The organism is Bacillus sp. CIS52 (assembly GCF_053545315.1).
Map to the genome: position 1 here is coordinate 1,707,957 of NZ_JBIUFR010000001.1, position 14,168 is coordinate 1,722,124.

Annotated in this window: 17 protein-coding genes; 12 read left to right on the forward strand and 5 right to left on the reverse strand. The window is 45.3% G+C overall.

The genetic code is table 11. The features are described from left to right. Window positions 1-405: 405 nt before the first annotated feature. On the reverse strand, window positions 406-1,059 hold the full coding sequence (locus ACH32G_RS08295) for a hypothetical protein (RefSeq protein ID WP_016937915.1): 654 nt from the start codon (window positions 1,057-1,059) through the stop codon (window positions 406-408). A gap of 180 nt (window positions 1,060-1,239) precedes the next feature. Between ACH32G_RS08295 and ACH32G_RS08300 the strand changes: the two genes are divergently transcribed. Both ACH32G_RS08300 and ACH32G_RS08305 read left to right on the forward strand, forming a co-directional pair. Next, window positions 1,240-1,545, forward strand: a complete 306-nt coding sequence (locus tag ACH32G_RS08300) for a barstar family protein (RefSeq protein WP_448814194.1) — start codon at window positions 1,240-1,242, stop codon at window positions 1,543-1,545. 113 nt (window positions 1,546-1,658) lie between these two features. After that, complete coding sequence (locus ACH32G_RS08305; protein WP_448814195.1) at window positions 1,659-2,453, forward strand: SDR family NAD(P)-dependent oxidoreductase; 795 nt, start codon at window positions 1,659-1,661, stop codon at window positions 2,451-2,453. Between the two features lie 40 nt (window positions 2,454-2,493). Here ACH32G_RS08305 and ACH32G_RS08310 read toward each other — a convergent pair whose 3' ends face one another. After that, a complete protein-coding gene (locus ACH32G_RS08310) occupies window positions 2,494-3,384 on the reverse strand; it encodes a LysR family transcriptional regulator (protein WP_448814196.1) in 891 nt (296 codons plus the stop codon). A gap of 151 nt (window positions 3,385-3,535) precedes the next feature. Between ACH32G_RS08310 and ACH32G_RS08315 the strand changes: the two genes are divergently transcribed. The 9 genes from ACH32G_RS08315 to ACH32G_RS08355 are packed head-to-tail and all read left to right on the forward strand — an operon-like array spanning window position 3,536 to window position 10,594. After that, window positions 3,536-4,075 (forward strand): GNAT family N-acetyltransferase, encoded by a 540-nt coding sequence (locus tag ACH32G_RS08315; RefSeq protein ID WP_047477166.1) that lies wholly within the window; start codon window positions 3,536-3,538, stop codon window positions 4,073-4,075. Beyond that, on the forward strand, window positions 4,072-4,884 hold the full coding sequence (locus tag ACH32G_RS08320; RefSeq protein WP_406794910.1) for an amino acid ABC transporter substrate-binding protein: 813 nt from the start codon (window positions 4,072-4,074) through the stop codon (window positions 4,882-4,884). The genes ACH32G_RS08315 and ACH32G_RS08320 overlap by 4 nt, the downstream gene beginning before the upstream one ends. 25 nt (window positions 4,885-4,909) lie before the next feature. Beyond that, entirely contained in the window at window positions 4,910-5,722 is an 813-nt protein-coding gene (locus tag ACH32G_RS08325; RefSeq protein WP_095241331.1) for an amino acid ABC transporter substrate-binding protein, read from the forward strand. A gap of 22 nt (window positions 5,723-5,744) precedes the next feature. After that, a complete protein-coding gene (locus ACH32G_RS08330; protein ID WP_095241332.1) occupies window positions 5,745-6,467 on the forward strand; it encodes an amino acid ABC transporter permease in 723 nt (240 codons plus the stop codon). A 15-nt stretch (window positions 6,468-6,482) separates the two neighbouring features. Further along, the gene (locus ACH32G_RS08335; RefSeq protein WP_415273005.1) at window positions 6,483-7,190 is read left to right on the forward strand and encodes an amino acid ABC transporter permease; all 708 of its coding nucleotides are present in this window, start codon (window positions 6,483-6,485) and stop codon (window positions 7,188-7,190) included. Next, entirely contained in the window at window positions 7,187-7,966 is a 780-nt protein-coding gene (locus ACH32G_RS08340) for an amino acid ABC transporter ATP-binding protein (RefSeq protein WP_415273006.1), read from the forward strand. The genes ACH32G_RS08335 and ACH32G_RS08340 overlap by 4 nt, the downstream gene beginning before the upstream one ends. Continuing rightward, window positions 7,963-8,979, forward strand: a complete 1,017-nt coding sequence (locus ACH32G_RS08345) for an LLM class flavin-dependent oxidoreductase (RefSeq protein ID WP_415273007.1) — start codon at window positions 7,963-7,965, stop codon at window positions 8,977-8,979. The genes ACH32G_RS08340 and ACH32G_RS08345 overlap by 4 nt, the downstream gene beginning before the upstream one ends. Before the next feature lie 2 nt (window positions 8,980-8,981). Next, complete coding sequence (locus tag ACH32G_RS08350; RefSeq protein WP_415273008.1) at window positions 8,982-9,269, forward strand: glutaredoxin family protein; 288 nt, start codon at window positions 8,982-8,984, stop codon at window positions 9,267-9,269. After that, complete coding sequence (locus ACH32G_RS08355; protein ID WP_049627370.1) at window positions 9,266-10,594, forward strand: LLM class flavin-dependent oxidoreductase; 1,329 nt, start codon at window positions 9,266-9,268, stop codon at window positions 10,592-10,594. Before ACH32G_RS08350 ends, ACH32G_RS08355 begins: the two co-directional genes overlap by 4 nt. A gap of 173 nt (window positions 10,595-10,767) precedes the next feature. Here the strand turns inward: ACH32G_RS08355 and ACH32G_RS08360 are convergent, their stop codons facing one another. Genes ACH32G_RS08360 through ACH32G_RS08370 form a run of 3 tightly spaced genes read right to left on the reverse strand, consistent with a single transcriptional unit; the run spans window position 10,768 to window position 13,193 of the window. Further along, window positions 10,768-11,553 (reverse strand): amidohydrolase family protein, encoded by a 786-nt coding sequence (locus ACH32G_RS08360; protein WP_448814197.1) that lies wholly within the window; start codon window positions 11,551-11,553, stop codon window positions 10,768-10,770. Window positions 11,554-11,556: 3 nt separating this feature from the next. Then, window positions 11,557-11,973, reverse strand: a complete 417-nt coding sequence (locus ACH32G_RS08365) for a carboxymuconolactone decarboxylase family protein (protein ID WP_060964268.1) — start codon at window positions 11,971-11,973, stop codon at window positions 11,557-11,559. Beyond that, window positions 11,937-13,193, reverse strand: coding sequence for an MFS transporter (locus tag ACH32G_RS08370; RefSeq protein ID WP_448814198.1), 1,257 nt, complete (start codon window positions 13,191-13,193; stop codon window positions 11,937-11,939). Before ACH32G_RS08370 ends, ACH32G_RS08365 begins: the two co-directional genes overlap by 37 nt. 103 nt (window positions 13,194-13,296) lie before the next feature. Between ACH32G_RS08370 and ACH32G_RS08375 the strand changes: the two genes are divergently transcribed. Beyond that, a complete protein-coding gene (locus ACH32G_RS08375) occupies window positions 13,297-14,148 on the forward strand; it encodes a helix-turn-helix transcriptional regulator (RefSeq protein WP_448814199.1) in 852 nt (283 codons plus the stop codon). Window positions 14,149-14,168 lie beyond the last annotated feature (20 nt).

A 14,168-nucleotide genomic window follows, 5' to 3' on the forward strand; every position in this document is an offset into this window, starting at 1 on the left:
TGTTTTATGGGAGGTGACGACATGAGTAAGATGAAGAAGGCTCAATGTACCAACCTAAACGAAAGATTAAGCACTTAACTACCAATAAGTATTTTTGATGAGCGTGGAAAAAATTTATAGTAAGGATTGAAAAGATTAGCGAATAGGGAGGGCAGATAATTGTTTTTTAAAACTAGTAGAAATACGGATGAAAAGAGCACTAATATAGCTTTCTATTCTTCATTCATCTATTGGTCAGGTTTTTTATTGATAAATAGTATCCTTGATTTTTTTAACAAGGGTTTAAAGATAAATTCACTTTTGTTATTAATATCAGGCTTAATAGTTTTTTTTGTTAGTGAATTTATATCAAAATGTATCAGAAAAATAAAAAATAAAAAAGTGTGAGCGAAAGCTCACACTTTTTTATTGAGATCTACAACTATATGTATTCGTTGCTCCTGAACCCATTTTTGTAATAATAATGCCTTTTCCTTTAGAATTGCAGGCATTTATAGTACCCATACCTAAAAGCGGTACCGCACCTAACATTAATGTAAGTGCAGTTGGGCTTTTAGCAAAAATTTTAGCTATAGCTGTAGCTGTACCCCAAAATCCACTATTAATTCCAACAGCAGCACTCAATTGTTTTATTTGTGAGTTGCTAATTTTATATTCTTTATAGTTTATAACTCCCATTGTTGTTACAATATGTTCAACAGGTTTAATAACTTCACTTCTATTTAATTCGTCAACATACTCTTTGAATATGATCAAAGCGTCATTGCCTGTCAAAGAAGCAGATGTTTGATTTTCATAATTTACAATAGTATCATACAGGGTTTTTGCTGCTAAACTTAGTTGACTTATTTCTTCTGGAGAATTAGATGATAGATTTTTCATATCCAATTTCTCATCTAATTCATTGATAGCATCAACTAATACTGCGGTGTTTTGTACATCTTTTCCTGGTACAGTTATCGTGTCATTTTCTGACGTTTTTTTGATGGCTAAAGTGCTGATAGGAAAAATGCTAAATAAAAGCACTAGCGATAATAGAAAAACAAAAGATTTTTTCATCTATCTATAACCCTCCTTATAAGATTCAATTAAATTCTAACAACAATAAATAATACAGTAAATAACTAGAATGTTAATTTTTCCTTAACAAGTGTGAGATGAGTTATAATAACGGGTCGAGGTAATGGGTCAAGGTGTATCCTGCTAAATATAATCCGAAAAATAAAGGAGTCCATTTGAATGATAGTTGTTATCATAGACGGAAAAGATATTACAAGCACAGAAGCTTTACACCGAATCTTAAAAGATCAATTAGATTTCCCGGACTATTATGGTGAAAACCTGAATGCCTTATGGGATTGTTTGACAGGCTGGATAGAACTTCCGCTGACTTTGGTGTGGAAGAATTTTGAGATCAGTCAGAAGGCATTGGGTTCGGATGCTGATGATGTCTTGGAGCTGTTTCAAGAGGCTCAAGAAGAGTTAGATGGTGAGTTTTTCATTCAAATCGAACAGCCGTCAGCCGGGTCAAACGACAGGCACTAAAAAGTGCGTACTTCCCCTCATCCATTTTTCTATCCGATAATAGGGACGGAAGGTTTCAGGCTTTCGATTTCTGACCATATATAAGAAGAACTTGTGATAGGGAGGAATGGATGATGGATTTGCAGTTGAAAGGGAAGACGGCGCTTGTGACGGGATCTACGTCAGGCATCGGGAAGGCGATTGCGGCTTCGCTGATTGCAGAAGGCGCGGCGGTGATCATTAACGGCCGCCGTGAAGAAAAGGTGAACGAAACGATCCGGGAACTAGAGAAACAGACGCCGGATGCCCTGCTCTATCCGGCCGCGTTTGATTTAGGCACGGCGGAAGGATGCGGCGCGATTTTTCAGCAGTATCCTGATGTGGATATTCTCGTGAACAATTTAGGAATCTTTGAACCCGCGGAATACTTTGATATTCCTGACGAAGAGTGGCTCCGGTTTTTCGAGGTGAATATCATGAGCGGCGTGCGGCTGACACGCCGGTATGCAAAGCGGATGATTGAACGGAAGGAAGGGCGGGTGATTTTTATCGCGAGTGAAGCGGCCGTCATGCCTTCTCAGGAAATGGCCCATTACAGCGCCACGAAAACGACGCAGCTGTCGCTGTCACGCAGTCTGGCCGAGCTCACGGAAGGGACGAATGTGACGGTGAATACGGTCATGCCGGGCTCCACGAAAACAGAGGGCGTCGAAACGATGCTGGAGTCGCTTTATCCGGGTGAAAACCTGACAGCGGCTGAAGCGGAGAGACGATTTATGAAGGAAAATCGTCCGACGTCGATCATTCAGCGATTGATCCGTCCGGAGGAGATCGCCCACTTTGTCGCCTTTTTAAGCAGCCCGCTGTCGTCAGCCATTAACGGATCTGCTTTGCGGATCGACGGCGGCTTAGTGCGGAGCATTATATAAGATGAATATACAAAAACCCCCGCAAAGTGGCGGGGGTTTTTTAATGCGGCTCACGCTGAAACCGGCTGATGATCCTGCTGATTAAATCTTTTGTGGCAGAGTCAAAATGCTCTTCTTTTTGGTTTGTCAACAGCCCGACCGGCGGTGAAATCGTTAAGTTACGGATCGGAATGACCTTCGTGCCTCCGATCGGCTCTGAGTGCGCCGTCGCCGTAAAGATCGAGACACCGATATTTTCCCTGACATAATATTGGTGAGCCATGCTGCTGCTCAGCTCCATTTTTCGATAGCGGCTGCCGATGGCCCGCTGCAGGTGCTGTTCAATTTGAATCCGGATCGGGCAGTTGGCGGGCGTGAAAATCAGGCATTCATTTTCTAAGTCTTCGAGATTGATACTTGTTTTGGCTGCAAGGGGATGTCTGTCGGACACGATGACATTGAGCGAGTCATGGAAAAACGGATCGAAGTAATTTTCCAAAATCAGCTCCGGCTCGCCGCATATCGCAAAATCAATGGCGCCCTCCAGCAGTTTGCGGCTGCATGTATTGGCATCATCCACGCTGACATTGACCGACATGTCAGGATAATCATCTAAAAACTCCCGCAGCACGGCAGGAAAGATCAGGCTTGCCGTCGGTTCGGATATGCCGATCTGAATAAGGCCGGCCTGCCCCTGTCTGATGTCGGCCAGAGTATGGTCAAGCACCTCATACTGTGCGAGAAGCTGCCCCGCCCGCTCATGAAACAGCCGTCCCGCTCTTGTCAGTTTCAGCTTCTTTCCCCGTTCAAAAAGCTGCGCGCCTACATCCTGCTCCAGCTGTTTAATCCGCATTGAAATCGTCGGCTGTGAATAGTTCAGAATTTCGGCGGCCTTATAAAAGCTGCCTGACTGTACGATGGTATGAAACGTTTTAATGGTGCGTAACTCCAACGAAATCCCCTCCCGGCTGTTCATTAATTTTCTTGAACTTTTCCTTTATTTTTTTTGATTAGTCAAATAAATCAGTTTGCTTTATAGTATAAACAATTAAAGCTTAGTAAACAAATTGGAATTATATATATTTGCGGGGAGAGTGAACGGAATGAGTGAAGACATATTTCGATTGGCTGAGAAAAAGGATGCGCCCGAGTTTTTAGAACTGCTGTACAGCGCGTTTCAGCCGATCCGCAATTTGGAGATTGACTGGCCGTCGGCGCGGGCCGACATTGACATGGTAACAGAAAATATTGAAAATCATTCAGCCGTCGTGCTGGAACGGGACGGACGGCTTCTTTCAACCATTACGATCCGTTTTCCGTGGGAGAGTGACACACCTCCGTCAAAATATCCGTTTGTCTGGTGGTTTGCGACGCTTCCTGAGCTGAAGGGGCAGGGCATCGGCAGCAAACTTTTGACTTATGTGGAGGAACACGTGCTGCGGGATACGCTGAAGGCCCCGGCTATCACGCTCGGCACCTCGGCGCGCAAGCATCCCTGGCTATTGGATATGTACAGACGGAGGGGCTATGAAGTGTATTTTGAGCAGGAGAAAGACGGAGACATCGGGGTCATGATGAGAAAGGTGCTCATACCAGAGCGGTTTGACGCGTCGCTGTTAGGCACACCGACCTGGGCGCAATGATGAAAAAGCGGATCAGAGCCGGCTGTCTGCTTCTGCTGCTCGGCGCGCTGGCCGGGTGCGGACAAGGAGAAAGCACGAAAGCGGGGAGCGGCGTGCAGACCGTCATCGTCGGCACGGGAACTGATTTTCCAAACATTGCTTTTATGGATGAAAAAGGCGAACTGACCGGCTATGACATTGAAGTGATGAAAGCCATTGATAAACAGCTGCCGCAATACAAATTTGTCTTTAAGACGATGGATTTTTCGAATCTGCTCACAAGTCTCGGAAACCGGAAAATTGACGTGATCGCACACAATATGGCGAAAAACAAGGAACGGGAGAAACGCTTTTTGTATCACAAAATCCCGTATAACTACTCGCCGATGTACATCACAGTGAAGGCGGATAATGACGCGATACACACGCTCCGGGACTTAAAAGGGAAAACCGTCATCGTCGGCGCGACGTCAAACGCGGCGGATTATATGACGGCATATAACAAAGCCCACGGCAGCCCGATACATTTGAAATACGCCGGGCAGGGCAGCAATGATACAGCGAACCAAATTGAGACAGGACGCGCTGACGCCACCGTATCTACGCCGTTTGCCGTCGATTTTCAAAATAAGACGCACGCGTTCAAACAAAAGACGGTCGGTGATGTGCTGCTGGATACAGAAGTGTATTTTATGTTCAATAAAAACAGCCAAACCCTGGCGGACGATACGGATCGGGCGATTCAAAAGCTTGAGAAGGACGGTACATTGAAAAGGCTGAGTGAAAAATGGCTCGGCGCGGATTATTCAAAATCTAGTTTCACGAAATAATTGAAGCAGAAAACGGGGCGATCACATGAAAATAAAACTGGCGGTCATGTCATTAACAATTGCCGCAATGGCGGCGTTATCAGCCTGCGGCGCGGGCGGGGAGGCGGCATCAGGCAATCAGAAAAACGTGAAGAACATCACGGTCGGCACGGGAACTCAATTTCCGAATATTTGCTTTATCGATGATAAAGGAAAATTGACGGGCTATGATGTTGAGCTGGTGAAAGAGCTTGACAGGCGCCTGCCGGACTATCGTTTCACTTTTAAAACGATGGATTTCTCCAATTTACTTGTCAGCCTCGGCCAGCATAAAGTCGATATCGTGGCTCATCAAATGGAGAAAAGCGCCGAACGGGAGAAAAAATTTCTGTTCAATCAAGTCGCGTATAACAACTTCCCGCTGAAAATCACGGTGCTCCAAGAGAACGGGAACATTCACGGCATTGAGGATTTGAAAGGGAAGCGTGTCATTACGAGTCCGACGTCAAACGGCGCGCTTGTGCTGAAGAAATGGAATGAAAAACACGGCAGTCCGTTTGAAATCGCCTATGCGGGCCAAGGCTCCAACGATGCGGCCAATCAGCTGAAATCCGGACGCGCCGATGCGACGATTTCCACGCCGTTTGCCGTCGATTTCCAAAACAAAACGAGCGCGGTCAAAGAAAAAACGGTCGGCGGGGTGCTGTCAAATGCCAAAGTGTTCTTTATGTTTAACAAAAATGAGCAAACGCTGAGTGATGACATTGATAAAGCGCTCAAGGAAATCATTGATGACGGCACGCTCAAAAAGCTGAGTGAAAAGTGGCTCGGCGCGGATTATTCAAAGGAGCAATATTAAGTGAAAAAGAGAGGGATCGGCAATGGAAAAAGCGTTTGATATCAGTATGATCGAATCCTTTGTGCCGACATTGCTCGGGTATTTGCCCGTCACGCTGTATATATTGGCGGTGTCTTTGCTGTTCGGCTTTCTATTGGGGCTGCTTTTGGCGCTGCCCCGGATCTATCGCATTCCCGTGCTGAATCAGATCGCGAAGCTGTATATCTCTTTTTTCAGAGGAACGCCCATTATGGTGCAGCTGTTTATTGTATTTTACGGCATTCCGGCGCTCACGGCGCTCGCCGGAATTGACACTTCCAAAATGGACCCTTTGTATGCGGCCATCGCCACGTACGCGCTGAGCAGCGCGGCTAGAGCGGCGGAAATCATCAGGGGAGGTGTGAACAGTGTCGACCGCGGACAGGCGGAGGCGGCGTTCAGCATCGGGCTGAACGGGGTGCAGACATTCCGGCGCATCATTCTGCCGCAGGCGCTCGTGCAGGCTTTTCCCAACATCGGGAATATGGTGATCGGTTTTTTAAAAGATACGTCACTCGCTTTTTCAATCGGGGTGATGGATATGTCGGGCAGAGGTCAGACATTGATAACATCGAGCAATCATTCTCTTGAAGTGTATATCTCGCTTTCTGTTTTGTATTACGCAGCCGCCCTTTTATTTGAATGTGTCTTCAGATGGTGTGAAAAACGAATCAAGAAAGATGAGACGCGCCTTGTGACGGTTTTTGACATGAGCGCGCACAGCTGAAAAGGAGGGAGAACATTGGAGCTGGACATTCCGTTTATCGGCACTGCGATAAAACAAATGATGAAAACCGTTCCGCTTACACTGGCAATGACGGTCATTCCGATTATTGCCGGATTTTTCATAGGTCTCGCCAATATCACGGTGCGTATATTCCGCATCAAATGGCTGCTTGCCTGCTCAGCGTTTTACGTGTCTTTTTTTCGAAGCACCCCGGCGATTCTCCATATTATGCTGATTTATTTAGGCGTTCCGCTGATTGCCGATCATTTCAGCCGCGCCTTTCATCTCAGCTGGTCGGCCAATCAGATTCCGGTTGCCGTGTTTGTCATCATGGCACTGTCATTAACGGCAGGCGCCTATATGACGGAAATTCTCCGATCAGGGATCATGGCCGTCGATACGGGGCAGGCGGAAGCGGCTTATTCAATCGGCCTGAAACGGAGCCAGATGATTCGGCGCGTGATTCTGCCGCAGGCGTTCATGATATCACTGCCGAATTTCACCAACATAGGCATCGGTTTTTTGCATACCACTTCAATCGCGGCAATCGTTGCAGTGCCTGAAATTACAGGAACGGCGACGATTGCGGCATCCGATAACTATGCGTTTTTGGAAGCATTTATCGGGGCGGCCGTCATCTATTGGGGATTAACGCTGATTCTCGAGGCCGTAAACACTTTGGCGGAAAAAAGAGCGGCCAGATATCAAGGAGGCGCAGTATGATCGAAATCCGAAACATTCAGAAACATTTTGGCAGTCATCACGTGCTAAAAGGGATCAATTTAAGTGTCCGGAAAGGGGAAGTCGTGACTATCATCGGTCCGAGCGGTTCGGGGAAAACAACGTTTCTGCGCTGCCTTAATTTACTTGAGCGGCCGGATGAGGGCGCCATTTCCGTACATGGTGAAGTCATTAACTGCAAAAAGCCGGCCAAAAAAGACATGCTCAGACTGAGGAAACAGACGGCGATGGTTTTTCAGCAATATCATTTGTTTTCGCATAAAACGGCGATTCAAAATGTCATGGAAGGCCTGACGGTCGCAAGGAAAATGAAAAAAACAGATGCGTACGCCATTGCGGAGCGGGAACTGGCCAAGGTGGGGCTTCAGGATAAATTGCACGCCTATCCGAATCAGCTGTCGGGAGGCCAAAAGCAACGGGTCGGAATTGCCAGGGCGCTTGCCATTCATCCTGATGTGATGCTGTTTGATGAACCGACCGCAGCCCTCGATCCGGAGCTTGTCGGCGAGGTGCTTGAGGTGATGCTTAACATTGTGCGGACCGGCGCCACCATGATCATTGTTACTCATGAAATGGAATTCGCCAGAAGAGTGTCCGACCAAATTGTGTTTATGGATGAAGGAGCAATCGTGGAACAAGGAACGCCTGAAGAGGTCTTTTACAAGACGAAAAAAGAAAGAACGAAGAAGTTCCTCCGCCGCGTTCTTCCTGATTACGGTTATGACATAAAAGAACACATAAAGGAGCCTGTCGTATGATTCGTTTAAGCATTTTAGACCAAAGTGTCACCGCGGAAAACCAAACCGCAGAAGAAGCTTTGCGGCAAACGGTGAGATTGGCTCAAGAGGCCGAACAATACGGATATGACCGTTTCTGGGCGGCGGAGCATCATAACAATGAAGAGATAGCGGGATCAGCACCGGAAATTGTCCTGGGGTATCTGGCCGCCAGTACGAAAAAAATCCGCCTCGCATCCGGCGGGGTGATGCTGCAGCATTACAGCCCTTATAAAGTGGCGGAGCAGTTCCGGGTTTTGTCCGCCCTTGCCCCCGGCCGTATAGCGCTCGGTGTCGGCAAAGCGCCCGGCGGATTTCAGCTGTCAACCGATGCGCTGCAGCGCGAGCATATTCAGCCCGCCCGTTTATTTGAAGAAAAGCTTGAGGAGCTGACTCATTTCATCCGCAATGATTTTCCGGACTCGCACCGCTACGCGTCATTGCGGCCGGCTCCGCATACTGAGTATGCGCCTGACATCTTTTTGCTCGGCGGCAGCACAGAAAGCGCGATCACAGCGGCCAAACTCGGCATTTCCTTCGTTTTCGCCTATTTCATAAACGGTGAAGATGCTGGGTTAGAAAAAGCGCGCCAAGCCTTTGACGAACATCTGCCGAAAGGGGCAAAAGCGGAATTTCACCTTGCGCCGATGGTCTTTACCGCGCATACAAAAGCGGAAGCGGAAAAACACGTCGTATCGCGTGAATCGGTCAAAATCATTCTCGAAGACGGCAAAAAGGTGAATGTCGCTTCCCGAAAACAAGCGGATGCGTTTCTTGAACAAGTTACGCAGCCATATAAGCTGATCACACAAAAGACGGGTGTGATTGCCGGGACAAAAGAAGAGACCGCTTCCGAGCTGAGACGGTTATCGGTTCAATACAGCATTACCGATTTTGTGATTTTGTCGCCTATCAAAAACGCTGAAGAAAAACGGCTGTCTTATCGGCTGTTAAGCGAAGCGGTGCAGCCGGCCGCACAATTACAGGAGGGATGAACATGAGTAATGAAGCAAATGTAGTGGTTTGGAGCAAAAAGGGCTGTGCGTATTGCGATGAAGTGAAAGGATATTTGCGGGAAAAGGCCATTGCGTACGAAACAATTGATGTGACGGAGCGGGATGAATTGCGTGATGTGCTTCACACGAAGTACGGCATCCGCCATGTCCCCGTCGTTGAAATCGGCAGCGGTGACAGGCGGGTGTATCAGGCCGTTACTCAAGTCGGCATTGAACACGTAGAACGGGCGCTTGCCGATTACGAGGGAAAAAAGGGGGAGAGAAAATGAGCCGGACGGATCTTATTCAATTCGGAGCCATGATTCACGGTGTCGGCGGTACAACGGACGGGTGGCGCCATCCCGACGTCGATCCGTCAGCAAGCACGAATGCGGCGTTTTACAGGCAAAAAGCGCAGACCGCTGAAAGAGGGCTGTTCAGCTTTGCTTTTATTGCGGACGGCTTGTTCATTTCTGAAAAGTCCATCCCGCATTTCTTAAATCGGTTTGAGCCGATCACCATTTTATCGGCGCTTGCCGCTTCTACAACCCATCTTGGTTTAATCGGCACATTTTCCACATCGTTCACTGAGCCGTTCACCATCGCAAGACAGCTCATGTCTCTTGACCATATCAGCGGCGGCCGGGCGGGCTGGAATCTCGTCACTTCTCCGCAGGCGGGGGCTGCGCGCAATCACAGCAAGGAAAGCCTTCCCGACCACAGCCGGCGCTACGCCATCGCCCAGGAACATGTGGACGTGGTGCGCGGCCTGTGGAATTCCTGGGAAGAAGATGCCTTCGTCCGCAACAAAGAAACCGGACAGTTTTTTGATCCTGACAAACTGCATCGCCTGTATCACAAAGGCGAGTATTTTCAAGTGGAGGGCCCGCTGAATATCGGCCGGTCCAAACAGGGAGAGCCGGTCGTTTTCCAAGCGGGGTCTTCAGAAACCGGCCGGTCGTTTGCCGCGCGGAATGCCGATGCAGTCTTTACGCACTCCAATTCACTTGAGGAAACGAAAGCTTTTTATGATGATGTGAAGAAGCGGGCGGCGGATTACGGCCGGGACGCTTCCAAACTGCGGATCTTTCCGGGAATCAGTCCGATTATAGCCGGATCACAAGAAGAAGCGGAAGCGAAATACCAAGAATTCGCCGAGCTGATTCCGATAGAGAACGCCGTTAAATATGTGGCCAGATTTTTTGACGATTATGATCTGAGCCGGTTTCCATTGGATGAGCCGTTTCCTGATTTGGGCGACGTCGGAAAAAACGCGTTTCAAAGCACGACAGACCGTATCAAAAGAGAGGCGAAAGCCCGGAATCTTACGCTGCGTCAAGTGGCGCGCGAAGCGGCGTTTCCGCGAACCAACTTTATCGGGACACCGGAACGTGTGGCATCATTAATTGAAACATGGTTTCAGCGGGAAGCGGCGGACGGGTTTATCATTCACTCTGACATCCCGGGCATGCTTGAAGCCTTTGTGGATCATGTCATACCGATCCTTCAGGAAAAGGGGCTGTACCGAAAAAGCTATCCGGCGGATACACTGCGGGGGAATCTCGGATTGGATATTCCGGTCTGCAAACCAAATCCGATTTTGAGCAGAAACTAAATGTTTCTGCTTTTTCTGGTGCTTGCCATTCCCGTCATTAATAAGAAAAGAACCGAATTTTACCCCGTTTAGAGTAAATCGGCTCTTTACGATTTAAAAGACGTAAGGAATGAAAACCTGTTGAATGCAATCCTTCAAACGTATATACCCTAAGAAATTGTTATAAAAATAAGTTAAATATTTAAGAGATTAGCAATGTTCCCGCCTAGTACTCGTTGTACCACTTCTTCACTTGAAGCATGGCGTTCAACTGCCAACTTATTTAGGAATGGATCACCATATGGAAAATCAGAACTAAATAAAGTTTTCTCTGGGAGTTCTTTTATGGCCAAAGATAATGCATAGGTTGTATAAAATGCAGAGATATCTAGGTAGGCGTTCTTTGTTTCTTTTGTTAATGCAATAACTTGCTGCCAATGAATTCCTCCCAAATGGCCATAGATTACAGGGACAGTGGAATATTTACGAGTTAAAGCAAACAATTCCTGAATATCATTTAAATTGAGTGGATGGAATGTATGCACCCAAATCGGAAAGGAATTATAATCACTAGCTGCCTGGAATACAGGCTCAAGCATTTTAATTTGCCCTGAACCAAGGGTAAATTCTCCAAGTCCCTTCATTTTATAATCTTTTACAATCTTCTCCATCCAATCATGCAGTTCCCCGGAGGAACTTAAAAGGGGCATTGATCCGAATCCAATAAAACGGTCAGGATATTTTGCGATAGTATCCCTTAATTCTTCTAGAGCTTTTGATCGTGCTTCTAGGGAATTTATTTCGTTATTTAAAATTCGATTCAGTACATCCATTTCCTGAATAAATTCATCGTAGCTTTCACTTTTTTCTGGATGAACAAGCGTAGAGAATAAAATAGTTTTATCTATCCCGCTTGAATCCATCATTTCAATGTGTTTTTCTACAGGTAGAACTACGTGGGCATGACTATCAATAATCATTTTTTACTCTCCTTCCAATAAATTGGCTGACAACTGATTTCGTCTTTTAGAAAATACTTCAGTAGCTATTGTTAAAATGGTATTTAATGCGACAGGAAAGCCTGCATAAATTAACATTTGCATCATAGCTTCCACAATTTCTTCTTCGGTCCATCCGACATTTAAAGCTCCGTTAATATAAAACTTTAATTGTTCCGTATTTCCTAAAGCGGTTAGACCAGCAACTGCTGCAAGAAGGCGGGATTTTAAGTCTAATCCTGGTCTGGAAAAAATTTGACCGTAATTAAATTCCACAGCCAAAGTTCCCAAGTCAGGTGCTGCTGAATCTTTAAAACTGTTCACGATATTTAGATAGTTGTCCGGATCTATTTTTGATAATACTTCTAATCCCTTTTTATAGTTTTCTTTATTTTCAGACATCTTATATGACTTCCTTTCTCGAACTCTCTATTTTTTACTGTTGTTTTTTGTTTAGGCAAGCTAAATAAGGAACTAAAAGCAATACCTATCATGAGTATCCCAACTGTACATACTCCATACCAATGCCATTTGCTCCAAGCAAGTACACCTAGATATGATCCTAAAGATCCGCCTAAGAATGTAGATACCATGTATAATCCATTTAATCTGCTTCTCTTTTCAGGAGATAGTTGAAAGATAGCAGCTTGACAAGCAACTTGATTTGCTTGCGTGCCAATTGTTACTAATAGTGCGCCAAGAATTAATCCTGGTAACCAAAATCCTAAGAATATGAAGATTAGAAAAGCGATTAAAGAAATAAACATACATAAGGTATTAGCAAATTTTGATCCTTTTTTATCGATCACCCGGCCAATCATGGGTGTTGCAAAGGCTCCAGCTATTCCCACTAAACCTATTAAGCCTGCCACGGTACTCCCATAAGAATACGGAGAAGTATTTAATAAAAAAATAAGAGTTGTCCAGAAGGCACTAAAGGAACCAAACATCATTCCTTGACTAAGACAAGCTTTTTGCAACACTTTTTCCTTTTTAAATAACGGGCCTAAAGATGCAAGTAATTTTTTATACTGCATTGCATGCTTTACTTTGCTTTTTGGAAGGTACATTGCCATTAAAATGATCATTATGATTGTGCCGGCAAAAGAAGCCCAATACATTGATCTCCATCCAAAATGGGAATCTGCAAAGCCGCTGATAAATCGAGCGCCTAAAATCCCGCACACTAAGCCAATGGCAACATTCCCTAACACTTTTCCTCTGTTCTCTTCTGAAGCTAAATTAGCAGCAAGAGGAACAATAATTTGAGGGACTATGGTAACAAATCCAAGAATTAAGTTTGCTGCAATCAGCCACGTTACATTCATTGATAAAGCAGTTGCGGCTAAAATTATACATACAATAAATAATAAACTTAGGATCAATTTTCTTCGTTCAAAAATGTCACCTAATGGTACCAAAAGAAGATTTCCCAATGCATATCCCACTTGAGTTAAAGTTGCTACAATTCCTATATAGTTTTCAGAAACGTGAAAAGTATTTGCCATACTGACTAAGAGCGTTTGATTTAAATAGACATTAGCTACCGTAAAACCACATGCTGCAGCCATTAGCAGAACTAATCCTTTCGGAAAAGGCGCAGCCCTATTTTTGAAAACCATAAAACTCACCTCCTTCATTTATTAGAATAGATGAGGGTTTATAATGGGAATAGGAGTGTGTTTATCCTATTATTAAAACTACTACTTATAAGGGGAGAAGTTCATGTTAAGTGACAAAGAAAGAAGGAAAGAACTAGGGGATTTCTTAAAAACACGACGGGCACGATTATCTCCTCAAGACTTTGGTTTACCTATTGGGCCGCGCAGAAAAACAGAAGGATTGCGCCGAGAAGAAGCAGCTCAGCTGGCAGGAATAGGAGTAACCTGGTATACATGGTTAGAGCAAGGGCGTGATATACAGGTATCTTCAGACGTATTGGAGGCTATTTCGCGTGTATTCAGGTTAAATGAAGAGGAAAAAGAGCATCTATTTTTATTAGCAAATCAGCAATTGCTATCTAAGGTGGGAAGACCTCTCGTTGAAAGTGTAAATAGTGTCCTGAAAAATGTATTGAGTCAATTAGAATACTGTCCTACATATGTAACCGACGAAAAATTGAATATAGTAAGCTGGAATAAAGCTGCTGCCGTGGTTTTTGGTGACTTTAATAAAATGAATGATCGAGATCGTAATGCAGTCTGGCGTTGCTTTACGTCTAAAGAATACCGAGAGCTATTTCTTAATTGGGAAGATCATGCGCAACGCTTGATTGCTCAATTTCGTTTAGCATATACACGTTTTGTCGGTGATGAGTGGTTTAAAGATATCATTAAAGAACTGACCAATAAGAGCCCTGAGTTTCGTAATTGGTGGCCCAAGCATGAAGTTCTAGGTACTCCTTGCGGCAAAAAAACACTGCTGCATCCTTTAGTTGGAGAAATGATTATGGACCATATTACTCTTCAGGTGTACGATGCTCCTGAACTAAAGTTAACCATTTACCAACCTCGCCAAGAGGGAGAAACAGAACAGAAAATGAAGCGTTTGTTAAACTGGCAAGCAGACCTGCAATAAAAGAGTGTGATAAATACGAA

Bases quoted from the DNA above. Each gene is read 5' to 3' on its own strand.
- ACH32G_RS08365 (WP_060964268.1), bottom strand. From the start codon at position 11,973: ATGTCTGAAAATAAAGAAAACTATAAAAAGGGATTAGAAGTATTATCA.
- ACH32G_RS08355 (WP_049627370.1), top strand. From the start codon at position 9,266: ATGAGCCGGACGGATCTTATTCAATTCGGAGCCATGATTCACGGTGTC.
- ACH32G_RS08360 (WP_448814197.1), bottom strand. From the start codon at position 11,553: ATGATTATTGATAGTCATGCCCACGTAGTTCTACCTGTAGAAAAACAC.
- ACH32G_RS08330 (WP_095241332.1), top strand. From the start codon at position 5,745: ATGGAAAAAGCGTTTGATATCAGTATGATCGAATCCTTTGTGCCGACA.
- ACH32G_RS08315 (WP_047477166.1), top strand. From the start codon at position 3,536: ATGAGTGAAGACATATTTCGATTGGCTGAGAAAAAGGATGCGCCCGAG.
- ACH32G_RS08320 (WP_406794910.1), top strand. From the start codon at position 4,072: ATGATGAAAAAGCGGATCAGAGCCGGCTGTCTGCTTCTGCTGCTCGGC.
- ACH32G_RS08370 (WP_448814198.1), bottom strand. From the start codon at position 13,193: ATGGTTTTCAAAAATAGGGCTGCGCCTTTTCCGAAAGGATTAGTTCTG.
- ACH32G_RS08300 (WP_448814194.1), top strand. From the start codon at position 1,240: ATGATAGTTGTTATCATAGACGGAAAAGATATTACAAGCACAGAAGCT.
- ACH32G_RS08350 (WP_415273008.1), top strand. From the start codon at position 8,982: ATGAGTAATGAAGCAAATGTAGTGGTTTGGAGCAAAAAGGGCTGTGCG.
- ACH32G_RS08295 (WP_016937915.1), bottom strand. From the start codon at position 1,059: ATGAAAAAATCTTTTGTTTTTCTATTATCGCTAGTGCTTTTATTTAGC.
- ACH32G_RS08375 (WP_448814199.1), top strand. From the start codon at position 13,297: ATGTTAAGTGACAAAGAAAGAAGGAAAGAACTAGGGGATTTCTTAAAA.
- ACH32G_RS08325 (WP_095241331.1), top strand. From the start codon at position 4,910: ATGAAAATAAAACTGGCGGTCATGTCATTAACAATTGCCGCAATGGCG.
- ACH32G_RS08340 (WP_415273006.1), top strand. From the start codon at position 7,187: ATGATCGAAATCCGAAACATTCAGAAACATTTTGGCAGTCATCACGTG.
- ACH32G_RS08345 (WP_415273007.1), top strand. From the start codon at position 7,963: ATGATTCGTTTAAGCATTTTAGACCAAAGTGTCACCGCGGAAAACCAA.
- ACH32G_RS08305 (WP_448814195.1), top strand. From the start codon at position 1,659: ATGGATTTGCAGTTGAAAGGGAAGACGGCGCTTGTGACGGGATCTACG.